We start from the raw sequence: 13,999 nt of genomic DNA, 5'->3' as shown, positions 1-13,999 counted from the left end.
TGGTGGAGAGTGCCGTCCCTGCTGCCTCGTAGGGCAGGGGGAAAACAAAAGGCCCGTCCAGCTGGATGGGCCTTTGTCTTGGGAGCGCCGGCAATTTAGCCGAGGATTTCCTTGAGGGCTGCCACCAGGGCGCCGCACTGCTCGTCGGTGCCGATGGTGATGCGCAGGAACTGGTCGATGCGCGGCGCCTTGAAGTGGCGCACGATGATGCTGCGCTGGCGCAGGGCCTGGGCCAGTTCGGCGCCGTCCCGGCCCGGGTGGCGGGCGAAGACGAAGTTGGCGGCGGAGGGCAGGACCTGGAAGCCGAGCAGGGTGAGGTCGCTCACCAGCTGTTCCCGGCTGGCGATCACCGCATTGCGGGTGCGGTCGAACCAGGCCCGGTCCTCCAGGGCGGCCACGGCGCCGGCGATGGCGATGCGGTCCAGGGGGTAGGAGTTGAAGCTGTTCTTGACCCGTTCCAGAGCCTCGATCAGGTCCGGGTGGCCCACTGCATAGCCCACCCGCAGGCCCGCCAGGGAGCGGGACTTGGACAGGGTGTGCACCACCAGCAGGTTGGGGAAACGGTTCACCAGGGCGATGGCCGTCGGGATTGTGTCCTGGCCGCCGAAGTCCACGTAGGCCTCATCCACCACCACCACCGATTCCGTATTGGCCGTCAGCAGGGCCTCGATCTCTCCCAGGGGCAGCAGACGGCCGGTGGGGGCGTTGGGGTTGGGGAAGATGATGCCGCCGTTGGCGCGGCGGTAGGCGGAAAGGTCGATGCCGTAATCCCCGTCCAGGGCCACGGTTTCGGCGCTAATGCCGTAGAGGCCGGCATAGACCGGGTAGAAGCTGTAGCTGATGTCCGGGTAGAGCAGGGGGGCATCATGTTGCAGCAGGGCCATGAAGACGTGGGCCAGCACCTCGTCGGAGCCGTTGCCGACGAAGACCTGCCTGGCGCCGATGCCGAATTCGCCGTAGAAGGCGGCCACCGCCTCCTTCAGCCGGTCGGCGCTGGGGTCCGGGTAGAGGCGCAGGCTGGCGCCGTCATGGCCGATCTCCGCCTGCATGGCGGCCACGGCCTTGGGGGAGGGCGGGTAGGGATTTTCGTTGGTGTTCAGCTTCACCAGATTGGGCAGCTTGGGCTGCTCCCCGGGAACGTAGGGGGTGAGGCGATTTACCAGGGGGCTCCAGAATTTGCTCATGGCCGGACGGATCAGGGAAAAGTGGATGGGGCGGGCGGCGCGAAAGGGCACGCCGCCACGGCTGGTGCAGGGCTGAAATGGTATCATGGCCGCTGTTTCCGACTTACCCATTCAACGGTGCTCCCATGCGGCAAGCCGAAGTTTCCCGAAATACCCTCGAAACCCAGATCACGATCCGTCTCAATCTGGACGGCACCGGCTGTGCCAAGCTCAATTCCGGCATTCCCTTCCTCGACCACATGCTGGACCAGATCGCCCGCCATGGTCTGATCGATCTGGAGGTGGAGGCCAAGGGCGACCTGCACATCGACGGTCACCACACGGTGGAAGACATCGGCATCGCCATCGGCCAGGCCCTCACCCAGGCCCTGGGCGACAAGAAGGGCCTGACCCGCTACGGCCACGCCTATGTGCCCCTGGACGAAGCCCTGTCCCGCGTCGTGGTGGACCTTTCCGGCCGCCCCGGCCTGGAGTTCCATGTGGACTTCAAGCGGGCCATGCTCGGCACCCTGGATACGGAACTGGTGCACGAGTTCTTCCAGGGCCTGGTGAACCACGCCTTCATCACCCTGCACGTGGACAACCTGCGCGGCGAAAACGCCCACCACCAGTGCGAGACCGTGTTCAAGGCCTTCGCCCGCGCCCTGCGCATGGCGGTGAGCCCGGACCCGCGCACTGCCGGCGTCATTCCCTCCACCAAGGGAGCGCTGTAATGGGCAAGATCGCCGTCATCGACTACGGCATGGGCAACCTGCGCTCCGTCTGGCAGGCCCTGGAGCACGTGGCCGAAGGCAGGGAAGTGGTGGTCACCGCCGATCCGGCGGTGGTCGCCGCCGCCGAGCGGGTGGTCTTCCCCGGCCAGGGCGCCATGCCCGACTGCATGGCCGAACTGGACGCCCGGGGCCTGCGCCCCGCCGTGCTGCAGGCCGCCAAGGACAAGCCCTTCCTCGGCATCTGCATCGGCCTGCAGATGCTCTTCGAACACAGTGAAGAGGGCGACGTGCCCGGCCTGGGCGTTTTCGCCGGCCAGGTGCGCCGTTTCCCCGCCGACAAGATGGTGGCCGCCGACGGCAGCCGCCTCAAGGTGCCCCACATGGGCTGGAACCAGGTGCGCCACACCCGGCCCCATGCCCTGTGGGAAGGCATCGAGGACGGTGCCCGTTTCTACTTCGTGCACAGCTACTACGTGACCCCGGAAGACCCGGCCGTGGTGGCGGGTACGGCCGACTACGGCATCCCCTTTACCTGTGCGGTGGCCCGGGATAATATTTTTGCCATCCAGTCCCACCCGGAAAAGAGCGCCCGCGACGGCCTCGCCCTGCTGCGCAATTTCATCCGCTGGCAGCCCTGACGGCCGCCGGCATCCCCTCCGACTTACTCTCTCTACGTATTCGCGATCATGCTGATCATTCCCGCGATTGACCTGAAGGACGGCCAGTGCGTCCGTCTCAAGCAAGGCCTGATGGAAGAGGCGACCGTCTTTTCCGAGTCCCCCGCCGAGCAGGCCCGCCACTGGCTGGACCAGGGCGCCCGCCGCCTGCACCTGGTGGACCTCAACGGCGCCTTTGCCGGCCAGCCGAAGAACCAGGGGGCCATCAAAGCCATCCTCAAGGAAGTGGGCGACGAGATCCCGGTGCAACTGGGCGGCGGCATTCGCGACCTGGACACCATCGAGCGCTGCCTCGATGCCGGCCTCACCTACGTCATCATCGGCACCGCCGCGGTGAAGAATCCTGGTTTCCTGCATGACGCCTGCGTCGCCTTCCCCGGTCACATCATCGTCGGCCTGGATGCCAAGGACGGCAAGGTGGCGGTGGACGGCTGGTCCAAGCTGACCGGCCACGACGTCATCGACCTGGCCAAGAAGTACGAGGACTACGGTGTCGAATCCATCATCTACACCGACATCGGCCGCGACGGCATGCTCTCCGGCATCAATATCGAAGCCACGGTGAAGCTGGCCCAGGCCCTGAAGATTCCCGTCATCGCCTCCGGCGGCCTCTCCAACCTGGACGACATCCGCAAGCTGTGCGAAGTGGAAGGCGAAGGCGTGGTCGGCACCATCGCCGGCCGGGCCATCTACGACGGCTCCCTGGACTTCAAGGCGGCCCAGGAAGCAGCAGACAAGGCCGGCAAGTAATGGCGCTGGCCAAACGCATCATCCCCTGCCTGGACGTGACCGCCGGTCGCGTCGTCAAGGGCACCAATTTCGTCGAACTGCGGGATGCCGGTGACCCGGTGGAAATCGCCCGCCGCTACGACGAGCAGGGCGCCGACGAGGTCACCTTCCTCGACATCACCGCCAGCTCCGACCAGCGCGACATCATCCTGCACATCATCGAGGCCTGCGCCTCCCAGGTGTTCATCCCCCTGACGGTGGGCGGTGGCGTGCGCAAGGTGGAGGACGTGCGCCGCCTGCTCAACGCCGGCGCCGACAAGGTCTCCATGAACACCGCCGCCGTGCAGAATCCGGACCTGGTGTCCGACGCCTCGGCCAAGGTGGGTTCCCAGTGCATCGTCGTCGCCATCGACGCCAAGCAGACGGCGCCGGGCCAGTGGTGCGTGTTCACCCACGGCGGCCGCAACAACACCGGCATCGACGTGGTGACCTGGGCCAAGGATGTGGCGGCCCGGGGCGCCGGCGAGATCCTGCTCACCTCCATGGACCGGGACGGCACCAAGAACGGCTTCGACCTGGCCCTGACCCGGGCGGTCTCCGATGCGGTGGCCATTCCCGTGATCGCCTCCGGCGGCGTCGGCAACCTGCAGCACCTGGCCGACGGCGTCACCCAGGGCGGTGCCGATGCGGTGCTGGCCGCCTCCATCTTCCACTTCGGCGAATACACGGTGCGCCAGGCCAAGGAATACATGCGCGACCGGGGCATCGAGGTGCGCCTCTAGGCAAACCATGAGCCACGATCTCGATCCCTCCCTGTCCTGGCTGGACGCCCTCAAGTTCGGCGCCGACGGCACCATTCCGGTGATCGCCCAGGACGCCGCCAGCGGCCGCGTCATCATGTTCGCCTACGCCAACCGGGAAACCCTGGCAGAAACCGCCCGTACCGGCCGCGCCACCTACTGGAGCCGTTCCCGCAACAAGGTCTGGCGCAAGGGCGAGGAATCGGGCCACTTCCAGCACGTCAAGGAAATGCGCGCCGACTGCGACGGCGATGTGGTCCTGCTCAGCGTCGAGCAGGAAGGCGGCATCGCCTGCCACACCGGCCGCGAAAGCTGTTTCTTCTACCGGCGGGAAGGCGATCGCTGGATTCCGGCCGACCCGGTTCTCAAAGACCCGAAGGAAATTTACGCAAAATGAGCACTCACGACATCCTGCATCGCCTCTCCGACACCCTGGCTTCCCGCCGCAACGCGGACCCGGAGACTTCCTACACCGCCCAGCTCTTTTCCAAGGGCCCGGACTCCATCCTGAAGAAGATCGGCGAGGAATGCGCCGAGCTGATCATGGCCGGCAAGGAAGGCAAGCGCCTCAACATCGTCTGGGAATCCACCGACGTCATCTACCACATCCTGGTGCTGCTGGCCTTCTACGGCCTGTCCATCGAGGACGTGTCCCAGGAAATGCGCCGTCGTGAGGGTATTTCCGGGATTGACGAAAAGGCTTCCCGCACGAAATGATGCGGCTCCCCGCGATTTTTCAAGCCATCCGGACCTGATATGGACAACTGCATTTTCTGCAAGATCGTGCGCGGCGAGATTCCCTCGCGCAAGGTGTACGAGGACGAGCACGTGTTCGCCTTCCACGACATCAATCCCTTGCGGCCGGTCCATGTGCTGGTGATTCCCAAGCGCCACATCGAATCCCTGGCCCATGCCAGCGAAGCCGATGCGCCGGTGCTGGGGCGCCTGCTGGCGGTGGCCAACAAAATTGCGGTCGATCAAGGCAGCCCCGAGGGCTTCCGCGTCATCATCAACACCGGCCGCATCGGCCAGCAGGAAGTACCGCACCTGCACGCCCACATCGTCGGGGGCGACGCTCCCGTGGGGCCGATGCTGAAACGAATTCAAGGAGACTGATATGGGTAGCTTTAGCATTTGGCACTGGCTCATCGTTCTGGTGATCGTCATGCTGGTTTTCGGCACCAAGAAACTGCGCAACATCGGCCAGGACCTGGGCGGTGCGGTGAAGGGCTTCAAGGACGGCATCAAGGAAGGCACCGCCGAAGGCGGCACCACGCCGCCCCAGCAGGTCGCCGGCGGCCAGACCATCGAGGGCGAGGTCAAGGAAAAGACCAAGTCCTGAACCGTCCCTCCGGCCGGGGATTGGCGGAGATCGTCTGTCTCCCCGGCCCCGGTTTCCTTTTTCCTGGTTGCCTGACCTATGTTTGATATCGGTTTTTCCGAGCTAATCGTCATCGCCGTGGTGGCGCTGATCGTCATCGGCCCCGAGCGCCTGCCCAAGGTGGCGCGCACGGCCGGCCATCTGCTTGGGCGTCTGCAGCGTTACGTGAATGACGTGAAGTCCGACATCAACCGGGAAATGCAGCTGGAAGAACTGAAGAAGCTGCAGACCCAGGTGCAGGATTCGGCCCGCAGTTTCGAAAATTCCATTCAGCAGGGGCTCTCCAGCACGGAGCAGTCCCTCAACAACGCCATCCAGCCGCCGGCCGAAACGGTGGCGGCCGCGGAAATACCACCGCCCGCCGCCGCTGCGCCTGCCGCGGAAGCTGCCGCAGCCGCCCCGGCTGAGGCGCCGAAAGCCTGATTGCCCCATGAGTCTCGACAGCCAAGAGAGCGGCGCCGCCGAAGAATCCTTCCTCTCCCACCTGGTGGAGCTGCGGGACCGCCTGATCCGGGCCCTGCTGGCCGTGCTGGTGGTCTTCGTCTGCCTCTTCCCCTGGTCCCGGGAACTCTACACCCTGCTGGCCAACCCCCTGCTGGCCTCCCTGCCGGCTGGCGGCCAGATGATCGCCACCGACGTGGTGGGCGTGTTCCTGGTGCCGATGAAGATCACCCTGATGGTGGCCTTCCTCATCGCCCTGCCCTATGTGTTGTTCCAGGCCTGGGCCTTCGTCGCTCCCGGCCTCTATTCCCACGAGAAGCGGCTGGTGCTGCCCCTGGTCTTCGCCTCCGTGCTGCTCTTCTTCAGCGGCATGGCCTTCGCCTATTTCCTGGTGTTCCCCACGGTATTCGGCTTCATGGCCAAGGTGGCGCCGGAAGGGGTGGCCTGGATGACGGACATCGACAAGTACCTGTCCTTCGTCCTGTCCACCTTCGTCGCCTTCGGCGTCACCTTCGAGGTGCCGGTGATCGTCATCGTCCTGGTGCGCATCGGTCTGGTGGATATCGCCAAGCTGAAGGAATGGAGGCCCTACGTCATCGTCGGCGCCTTCATCATCGGCGCCGTGTTCACCCCGCCCGACGTGCTTTCCCAGATCATGCTGGCGGTGCCCCTGTGGCTGCTCTACGAACTGGGCATCATCCTGGCCAGCTTCATCGGCCGCCGGCCCCAGCCCGAGGTGGCGGCGCCGGCGCCCAGCGATCCGGCCCCCGCGGCCGCTCCTGCCGCCGACTGGCAGCCCATGAGCGCCGGCGAAATGGACCAGGCCCTGGGCCACAGCCAGGCGCCGGAACGGAAGCAGGACTGAACCGGCAGTTAGTGCCGGCAGCAATGAAAAAGGGCCCTGCGGGGCCCTTTGCTTTTGCGCTCCGCCCGGTCAGCCGCCGCCGCAGTGGTAGCGGCATTTCTCCGCCGGGCCGGCCACGGTCGGGGCCGAGGCCCGCACTTCCCCCTCCTCGAACCACCACAGGCTGCCCGGGGGCAGGGGCGTCCATACCTCGTCGTCGGTCAGGGGCTGGGTGGCGATCACCGCCACCCGGTCGTTGGGCGTGGTCACCTCGCTGAAGTCCACGGTCACGTCCTGGTCCGTCAGGTGGGCCTTGGCGAAGGGGGCCCGGCGCACGATGTAGGTGAGCTGGGTGGAGCAGTGGGCAAACAGCCAGTCACCGTTGGAGAGCAGGAAATTGCATTCGCCGCGGCTGCCGAGGTCCACGCTCAGTTCGGTGAGGGCGGCGAACAGTTCGGCGGTGGGCGGCGCCTGGTCGCCGAAGCGCCGGCGCAGGGCGGTCAGCAGCCAGCAGAAGGCCCGCTCGCTGTCCGTGTTGCCCACGGGCATGACGCTGCCGTCCAGGGACGGGGCGAAGTCCAGCAGGTTGCCGTTGTGGGCGAAGATCCAGTAACGGCCCCACAGTTCGCGCATGAAGGGATGGGTGTTTTCCAGGGCCACCACGCCCTGGGTGGCCTTGCGGATGTGGGCGATGACGTTGCGCGAGCGGATCGGATACTGGCGCACCAGGGCCGCCACCGGGGAGTGGGCCGAGGGTTCCGGGTCGAGGAAGACCCGGGTGCCCTTGCCCTCGAAGAAGGCGATGCCCCAGCCGTCCGCATGGACGTCGGTGAGGCCTCCCCGGGCCTGGAATCCGGTGAAGGAAAAGCAGATGTCCGTGGGGACATTGCAGTTCATGCCGAGCAACTGGCACATGGGACGTCTCCGGGAGGCGGGGCTTACTGGTCGGGGTCGCGCCGCATGGGCGGGCGCTTGCCGATCCTGACCTGGGGTTCCAGCAGGCTCTGGTTGCGGCGCAGCTTGAAGGGCACGCTGGCACCGGGCTTGAGTTCGGCGATGAGGTCCAGCATCACCTGGGGATCCTTCACCTCCTTGCCACCCACCGCCAGCAGGATGTCGCCGGGCTTGATGCCGGCGCCGTCGGCCGGGCTGCCGCGCAGCACGCCGGCGATGAGGGCGCCGCTGGCGTCGGGCAGGCCGAAGGACTCGGCCAGCTCGGCGGTGATTTCCTGGGCCTCGACGCCGATCCAGCCCCGGGTCACGGTGCCGGTCTGGATGATCTGCTCCATGATGCTCTTGGCGGTGGACACGGGGATGGCAAAGCCGATGCCGAGGGAGCCGCCGGAGCGGGAGTAGATGGCGGTGTTGATGCCGATCAGGTTGCCCTGGGCGTCCACCAGGGCGCCGCCGGAGTTGCCCGGGTTGATGGCGGCGTCGGTCTGGATGAAATTCTCGAAGGTGTTGATGCCCAGGTGGGAGCGGCCCAGGGCGGAGACGATGCCCATGGTCACGGTCTGGCCGACGCCGAAGGGGTTGCCGATGGCCAGCACCACGTCGCCGACCCGGATGCCGTCCATCTGGCCGAAGACGATGGCCGGCAGCTTGTCCGCATTGACCTTGAGCACCGCCAGGTCGGTCTCGGGGTCGCTGCCGATGACCTTGGCCTTGAGCTTGCGCCCGTCGTTGACCGCCACCTCGATGTCGTCGGCAGCCTCCACCACGTGGTAGTTGGTGAGGATGTAGCCTTCGGGGCTGACGATGACGCCGGAGCCCAGGCCGGAGGAGCGCTGGGGCTCGGTGTCGAAACGGTCGCCGAAGAAGTGGCGGAACACCGGGTCGTCGAAGAGGGGATGGCGGCTGCTCTTCACTTCCTTGCTGGTGAAGATATAGACCACCGAGGGCAGGGAGCGGCGCACCGCCTCGCGGAAACCGCCGAGGCCGGCACCGCCGTCGGCGGCGGCCGGCGCGGCCTCCTGCAGGGCCACCACGCTGGCCCGATGGCCCAGCCATTCGGGTTTGAGGGTGCTGATGACGAACAGCACGGCGAGACTCACCGTTACCGTTTGTGCAAAAATCAACCAGGTCTTACGCATGAAGGAAAAAGGTCGCACCCATGAAACGTGAAGAATTGACGCGCTATCTCGATGAACTGCTGGAAGCGGGCCGGTTTCGGGATTATTGCCCAAACGGTTTGCAAGTGGAAGGCAAGGCCGAGATCGGCCGTCTGGTGGCCGGCGTCACCGCCAGCCAGGCCCTGCTCGATGCGGCCGTGGCCCAGGGCGCCGATGCCGTGCTGGTGCACCACGGCTGGTTCTGGAAGAACGAGGACGGGCGCCTCACCGGCTTTCGCAAGCGGCGCATGGCCACCCTCATGCAGCACGACCTCAACCTCATCGCCTACCACCTGCCCCTGGACGCCCATCCGGAACTGGGCAACAACGCCCAGTTGGCCCGGCTCTGCGGCTGGCAGCCGGAAGGCCGCTTCGGCGAGCAGGACATCGCCTGGTACGGCCGCCTGCCCGAGCCGCTCAGTGCCGGGGAACTGGCGGCCCGAACCGGCACCCTGCTGGGGCGCCCGGTGCAGCTGGTGGGCCCGCAAGACAAGCTGGTGAGTCGTCTTGGCTGGTGCTCCGGCGGCGCCCAGGGCTATTTCGAGCAGGCCGTGGCCCTGGGGCTGGATGCCTACATTTCCGGCGAGATTTCCGAGCAGAACACCCATCTGGCCCGGGAATGCGGCGTCCCCTACCTGGCCTGCGGCCACCACGCCACCGAGCGGGGCGGCGCCCGGGCCCTGGCGGCCCACCTGGCCGAGCGTTTCGGCCTGCACTGCCAGTTCATCGATATCGACAACCCGGTCTGACCGGAGAAAGCCTGCCGCCATGGATTACCTGTTCACTCCGCCGCCCGTCGTCGCCCTGGCCATTGCCGGCAGCCAGGCCCGCTTCCCGGTGCGCCGGGTCTATTGCGTCGGCCGCAACTACGCCGACCATGCCCGGGAAATGGGCGCCGACACCCGGGAGCCGCCGTTCTTCTTCAGCAAGCCGGCCGACGCCCTGGTGCCGGTGGCTGACGGCACCGCCGCCACGGTGGCCTATCCGCCCGCCACCAACAACCTGCAGCACGAGGTGGAACTGGTGGTGGCCCTCGGCCCCCGCATCGCCGAGCTGGGCCAGCGGGGTCTCAACGTCCCGGTGGAGGCAGCCCTGGAGGGCGTCTTCGGCTATGCCGTGGGCTTCGACCTGACCCGCCGCGACCAGCAGCAGAAGGCCAAGGAAAAGGCCCACCCGTGGGACATGGGCAAGGGCTTCGACCAGTCCGGCCCTATTGGCGCCATTGTCCCGGCCGCCCAGGCCGGACACCCCGCCAGTGGCGCCATCTGGCTGGAGGTCAATGGCGAGCGGCGCCAATCGGGCGATCTGGCCCAGATGAGCTGGAACGTGGCGGAGGTGGTGGCCAATCTGTCCACCTTCCTGCGCCTGGCCCCCGGCGACCTGATCTTCACCGGCACCCCGGCCGGCGTCTCCACCGTGGTGCGGGGCGATACACTGGAGGGGGGCGTGGAGGGCGTCGGCCGGCTGGCCGTGACCCTGGCCTGAGGCAGGCCTCCGGCAAGGGCTTCCCTCCAGCCTGGACGCCGGGCTGGAAGCCGCGTCCCTAAAGGGGTTTGGCGCCCCCTACGCCGATGGTAATATGGCTTCCGTAATGGGTATCCCTACCCGTAACCCTCTACGGAAGCCGGCGACAGAAACGATGAGCCTGAAAACCAAAATGGCCCTGGCCATCACGGCACTGGTGGTGCTCCTGGTGGCGCTGGGCAGTGCGGTGCAATTGCATTTGGCCCAGGCCCAGTTGAAGCAGACCGTCGCCGACCAGCAGTTTTCCCTGGTGTCCCGGGTGGCCGAGGAAATCGACCAGCGCATCCAGCTCAACCAGGCCTCCCTGGCCCGCACCGCTGCCGCCATCACCCCGGCCATGCTGGGCCAGCCGGAAAAGCTGCAGGCCTTCCTCAACGACAAGTATTCCCTGCTGCTGCTCTTCGACGACCTCATCGTGGTCGGCCGGGACGGCCGCGTCATCGCCGATTCTCCGGTCATGCCCGAGCGCCGGGGCACCGACGTCTCCGCCTTTCCCCACGTCCGGGAGGCCCTGGAGGAGGGGCGGGCGGTGGTTTCCCGGCCCTTCTTGGGCCGCGTCACCCGCCTGCCCACCCTGGCCATGACGGCGCCGGTGCTGGACGGGGAAGGGCGGGTCATCGCCTCCCTCTCCGGCACCCTGCAGATTCTCAAGCCCCAGTTCCTCGGCGGCCTGGCCGGGCGCAAGGTGGGGCGCAGCGGCCACTTCGTCCTGGTCACCCGGGACCGCACCACCCTGGTCAGCCGCTTCCCCGAGCGGGTGCTGCAGCCCAACGCGGCGCCGGGGCAGAACCCGGTTTTCGACCGGGCCATCGCCGGTTTCGAGGGCAGCGACGAGGGCGCCACCAGCTACGGCCAGCGGGTGCTGATGAGCTTCAAGTCCGTGCCGTCCACGGACTGGGTGCTGGGCGCCCTGCTGCCGGTGGAGGAGGCCTACGCTCCCATCGAGACGGGCCGCTGGGGCACGGTCTATTACCTGCTGCTGACGGCCCTGGCGGTGGCGGTCCTGGCCTGGCTGGCCATGCGCCGGGTGCTGGCACCCCTTTCCCGCCTGCGCCAGCACGTGGTGGAGGTGCGCCAGGACCATGCGCGCAAGCTGGCCGACCCGGTCCTGGGCCAGGACGAAATCGGCGGCCTGGCGCGGGAGTTCTACCTGCTGCTGGACGAATTGGGCCAGGCCCGGGACGACCTGGGCAGCCGCATCGCCGAGATGGAATCCATCTTCGACGCCAGTCCGGTGGTCATCGGGGTGGTGCGGGACCGCTGCCTGATCCAGGCCAACCGGGCTTTCGAGCGGCTTTTCGGCGTCTCCCTGGAGACGGCCCTGGGACAGACCGTGGTGGGCTACTACCCGACGCCGGAGGAATTCGCCGACTTCGGCCAGCAGCTCTATCCGGCCGTGGCCGACGGCCGCGTCGCCCACTTCTTGCGCCGCTTCCGGCGGGCCGACGGCACTCTCTTCTGGGCCAACTTCTACGCCCGCCAGATCGACGCCCAGCAGCCCCAGCGGGGCATCATCATCGTCATCGAGGATGTGGACCAGGCCCGGCACCAGGAAGAGGTGCTGCGGGAAAGCGAAGAGCGCTACCGCCAGATGTTCGAGAACAACACCTCGATCAAATTGCTGATCGATGCCGGCGACGGCGCCATCGTCGATGCCAACCCGGCGGCGGCCGACTTCTACGGCTATCCCCTGGACACCCTGCGGCGCATGAACATCGCCCAGCTCAACCAGCTCTCGGTGGAGGAGGTGCGGGCGGAAATGGCCCTGGCGGACCAGCAGCAGCGCCGCTATTTCAACTTCCGCCATCGCCTGGCCAGCGGCGAGGTGCGGGAGGTGGAGGTGCACAGCGGCCCGGTGCTGCTGCGGGGGCGCCGCCTGCTCTATTCCATCATCCACGACATCACCGCCCGCCGCCGGGCCGAGGAGCAGCTGCGCCTCTCCGCCAAGGTCTTCGAGGGGGTCAGCGAGGGCATCGTCATCTGCGACCGCAACAACCGCATCATGTCGGTGAACCGGGCCTTCGTCGAAATCACCGGCTACGCCGAGGCCGAGGTCCAGGGGCGGGACCCGCGGGTGCTCAATTCGGGTCGCCACGACGCCGCCTTCTTCGCCAACCTGTGGCACCACCTGAAGACGGCGGGCACCTGGCAGGGCGAAATCTGGAACCGGCGCAAGGGCGGCGAGGTGTATCCGGAGTGGCTTTCCATCACAACCGTGCGCGACGAGGCGGGGGAGGTGAGCAACTACGTGGCCGTGTTCGCCGATGTTTCGGAACGCAAGCGCAACGAGGAACACATCCGCTTCCTCGCCGAGCACGACTACCTCACCGGCCTGCCCAACCGCTCCCTGCTGCACGACCGCCTGCAGCAGGCCATTGCCCTGGCCGAGCGCAATAGTGAGTCCCTGGCCCTGATGTTCATCGACCTGGACCGCTTCAAGAACATCAACGATTCCCTCGGCCACCAGGTCGGCGACCAGCTGCTGCAGGAGGTGGGGCGGCGCATCCAGGCCTGCGTGCGCAGCGCCGACACGGTCAGCCGGCCCGGCGGCGACGAATTCATCATCCTCCTGCCGTCCATCGAGACGCCCCAGGATGCGGCCCGGGTGGCGGAGAAGCTGCTGGAATCGCTCAACCGTCCCTACCAGTTGGGCGGGCACGAACTGGTGATCACCGCCAGCATCGGCATCGCCGTCTTCCCCGAGGACGGCCGGGACTTCCAGACCCTGGTGAAGAATGCCGACGCCGCCATGTACTACAGCAAGGAGGCGGGCCGGGACAGCTTCCACTTCTTCACGCCGGACATGAACGCCCGGGTCTTCGAGCGCCTGTCCCTGGAGAACAGCCTGCGTCGCGGCCTGGAGCGGCAGGAATTCCTGCTCTACTACCAGCCCCAGGTGGACATGCCGAGCGGCCGGGTGATCGGTTTCGAGGCCCTGATCCGCTGGCAGCATCCCCAGATGGGCCTGGTTTCCCCGGCCCGCTTCATTCCCGTGGCCGAGGATTCGGGCCTCATCGTGCCCATCGGCGAATGGGTGCTGGGGGAGGCCTGCCGGCAGAACCGGGCCTGGCAGGAGCAGGGCATGCCGGCGGTGCCGGTGGCGGTGAACATTTCCGCCCTGCAGTTCCGCCAGCCCCAGTTCGAGGCCTCGGTGGAGCGGGCCCTGGCGGAAAGCGGCCTGGAGCCGGCCTGGCTGGAGCTGGAGTTGACGGAGAGCATGATGCTGCACCAGGGCCAGGGCGCCACGGACCTGCTGGACCGGCTCAAGGCCCGGGGGGTGCGCCTCTCCATCGATGATTTCGGTACCGGCTATTCATCTCTGGCCTATCTGAAGCGCCTGCCCCTGGACAAGCTCAAGATCGACCAGGCTTTCGTGCGGGATATCGCCAGCGACGCCGGGGATGCGGCGATTACGGCCACCATTATCCAGATGGCCCATAACCTGGGTCTGTCGGTGATCGCCGAAGGGGTGGAGACGGAAGCCCAGCTGGAGTTCCTGCAGGCCCACGACTGCGCCTCGGCCCAGGGTTTCTACTTTGCCCGGCCCATGCCGGCAGCGGACATCCGGGCCTTCTGGGATGGCCGGCGCTAGCCG

At 67.0% G+C, this 13,999-nt stretch carries 16 protein-coding genes; 13 read left to right on the top strand and 3 right to left on the bottom strand.

Annotated elements, in window-relative coordinates:
• Window positions 1–95 precede the first annotated feature (95 nt).
• A complete protein-coding gene (gene hisC, locus OEL49_RS07755; RefSeq protein ID WP_205231125.1) occupies window positions 96–1,184 on the bottom strand; it encodes a histidinol-phosphate transaminase in 1,089 nt (362 codons plus the stop codon).
• 125 nt (window positions 1,185–1,309) lie between these two features.
• On the opposite strand from hisC, the gene hisB reads away from it, so the two are divergent.
• From hisB to tatC, 10 genes are all read left to right on the top strand, one after another.
• Window positions 1,310–1,897, top strand: coding sequence for an imidazoleglycerol-phosphate dehydratase HisB (gene hisB / locus OEL49_RS07750; RefSeq protein WP_205231107.1), 588 nt, complete (start codon window positions 1,310–1,312; stop codon window positions 1,895–1,897).
• The gene (hisH, locus tag OEL49_RS07745) at window positions 1,897–2,535 is read left to right on the top strand and encodes an imidazole glycerol phosphate synthase subunit HisH (RefSeq protein WP_014236512.1); all 639 of its coding nucleotides are present in this window, start codon (window positions 1,897–1,899) and stop codon (window positions 2,533–2,535) included. The genes hisB and hisH overlap by 1 nt, the downstream gene beginning before the upstream one ends.
• A gap of 48 nt (window positions 2,536–2,583) precedes the next feature.
• The gene (gene hisA / locus OEL49_RS07740; RefSeq protein WP_014236513.1) at window positions 2,584–3,324 is read left to right on the top strand and encodes a 1-(5-phosphoribosyl)-5-[(5-phosphoribosylamino)methylideneamino]imidazole-4-carboxamide isomerase; all 741 of its coding nucleotides are present in this window, start codon (window positions 2,584–2,586) and stop codon (window positions 3,322–3,324) included.
• Window positions 3,324–4,085 carry an imidazole glycerol phosphate synthase subunit HisF gene (hisF, locus tag OEL49_RS07735; RefSeq protein ID WP_130460139.1) on the top strand — a complete coding sequence of 254 codons (762 nt, stop codon included), beginning with the start codon at window positions 3,324–3,326 and terminating at the stop codon, window positions 4,083–4,085. The genes hisA and hisF overlap by 1 nt, the downstream gene beginning before the upstream one ends.
• Window positions 4,086–4,092: 7 nt before the next feature.
• Window positions 4,093–4,500: a phosphoribosyl-AMP cyclohydrolase gene (hisI, locus tag OEL49_RS07730; protein ID WP_014236515.1), complete on the top strand. Its 408-nt coding sequence runs from the start codon at window positions 4,093–4,095 to the stop codon at window positions 4,498–4,500.
• Entirely contained in the window at window positions 4,497–4,820 is a 324-nt protein-coding gene (locus OEL49_RS07725; protein ID WP_014236516.1) for a phosphoribosyl-ATP diphosphatase, read from the top strand. The genes hisI and OEL49_RS07725 overlap by 4 nt, the downstream gene beginning before the upstream one ends.
• Window positions 4,821–4,859: 39 nt before the next feature.
• The gene (locus OEL49_RS07720; protein ID WP_014236517.1) at window positions 4,860–5,219 is read left to right on the top strand and encodes a histidine triad nucleotide-binding protein; all 360 of its coding nucleotides are present in this window, start codon (window positions 4,860–4,862) and stop codon (window positions 5,217–5,219) included.
• 1 nt (window position 5,220) lies between these two features.
• The gene (gene tatA / locus OEL49_RS07715; RefSeq protein WP_014236518.1) at window positions 5,221–5,445 is read left to right on the top strand and encodes a Sec-independent protein translocase subunit TatA; all 225 of its coding nucleotides are present in this window, start codon (window positions 5,221–5,223) and stop codon (window positions 5,443–5,445) included.
• Window positions 5,446–5,523: 78 nt separating this feature from the next.
• Window positions 5,524–5,907 (top strand): Sec-independent protein translocase protein TatB, encoded by a 384-nt coding sequence (gene tatB, locus OEL49_RS07710; protein WP_205231106.1) that lies wholly within the window; start codon window positions 5,524–5,526, stop codon window positions 5,905–5,907.
• Window positions 5,908–5,914: 7 nt separating this feature from the next.
• Entirely contained in the window at window positions 5,915–6,790 is an 876-nt protein-coding gene (tatC, locus tag OEL49_RS07705; protein ID WP_130460138.1) for a twin-arginine translocase subunit TatC, read from the top strand.
• 69 nt (window positions 6,791–6,859) lie between these two features.
• Here tatC and OEL49_RS07700 read toward each other — a convergent pair whose 3' ends face one another.
• Both OEL49_RS07700 and OEL49_RS07695 read right to left on the bottom strand, forming a co-directional pair.
• Complete coding sequence (locus OEL49_RS07700) at window positions 6,860–7,684, bottom strand: class II glutamine amidotransferase (RefSeq protein ID WP_205231088.1); 825 nt, start codon at window positions 7,682–7,684, stop codon at window positions 6,860–6,862.
• Between the two features lie 23 nt (window positions 7,685–7,707).
• Window positions 7,708–8,862 (bottom strand): Do family serine endopeptidase, encoded by a 1,155-nt coding sequence (locus OEL49_RS07695; protein ID WP_287874367.1) that lies wholly within the window; start codon window positions 8,860–8,862, stop codon window positions 7,708–7,710.
• Window positions 8,863–8,882: 20 nt separating this feature from the next.
• On the opposite strand from OEL49_RS07695, the gene OEL49_RS07690 reads away from it, so the two are divergent.
• The 3 genes from OEL49_RS07690 (at window position 8,883) to OEL49_RS07680 (ending at window position 13,996) form a co-directional block, all read left to right on the top strand.
• The gene (locus tag OEL49_RS07690; RefSeq protein WP_205231087.1) at window positions 8,883–9,629 is read left to right on the top strand and encodes a Nif3-like dinuclear metal center hexameric protein; all 747 of its coding nucleotides are present in this window, start codon (window positions 8,883–8,885) and stop codon (window positions 9,627–9,629) included.
• 19 nt (window positions 9,630–9,648) lie between these two features.
• Window positions 9,649–10,365, top strand: coding sequence for a fumarylacetoacetate hydrolase family protein (locus OEL49_RS07685; RefSeq protein ID WP_287874366.1), 717 nt, complete (start codon window positions 9,649–9,651; stop codon window positions 10,363–10,365).
• A 154-nt stretch (window positions 10,366–10,519) separates the two neighbouring features.
• The gene (locus OEL49_RS07680; RefSeq protein WP_287874365.1) at window positions 10,520–13,996 is read left to right on the top strand and encodes a bifunctional diguanylate cyclase/phosphodiesterase; all 3,477 of its coding nucleotides are present in this window, start codon (window positions 10,520–10,522) and stop codon (window positions 13,994–13,996) included.
• The last annotated feature ends 3 nt before the right edge of the window (window positions 13,997–13,999 follow it).

It is taken from the genome of Azospira sp. (assembly GCF_030247495.1).
Lineage (GTDB): Bacteria > Pseudomonadota > Gammaproteobacteria > Burkholderiales > Rhodocyclaceae > Azospira > Azospira oryzae.
Note: the sequence above shows the minus strand (reverse complement) of the source record. Positions and strands in the feature narration are given on the sequence as shown.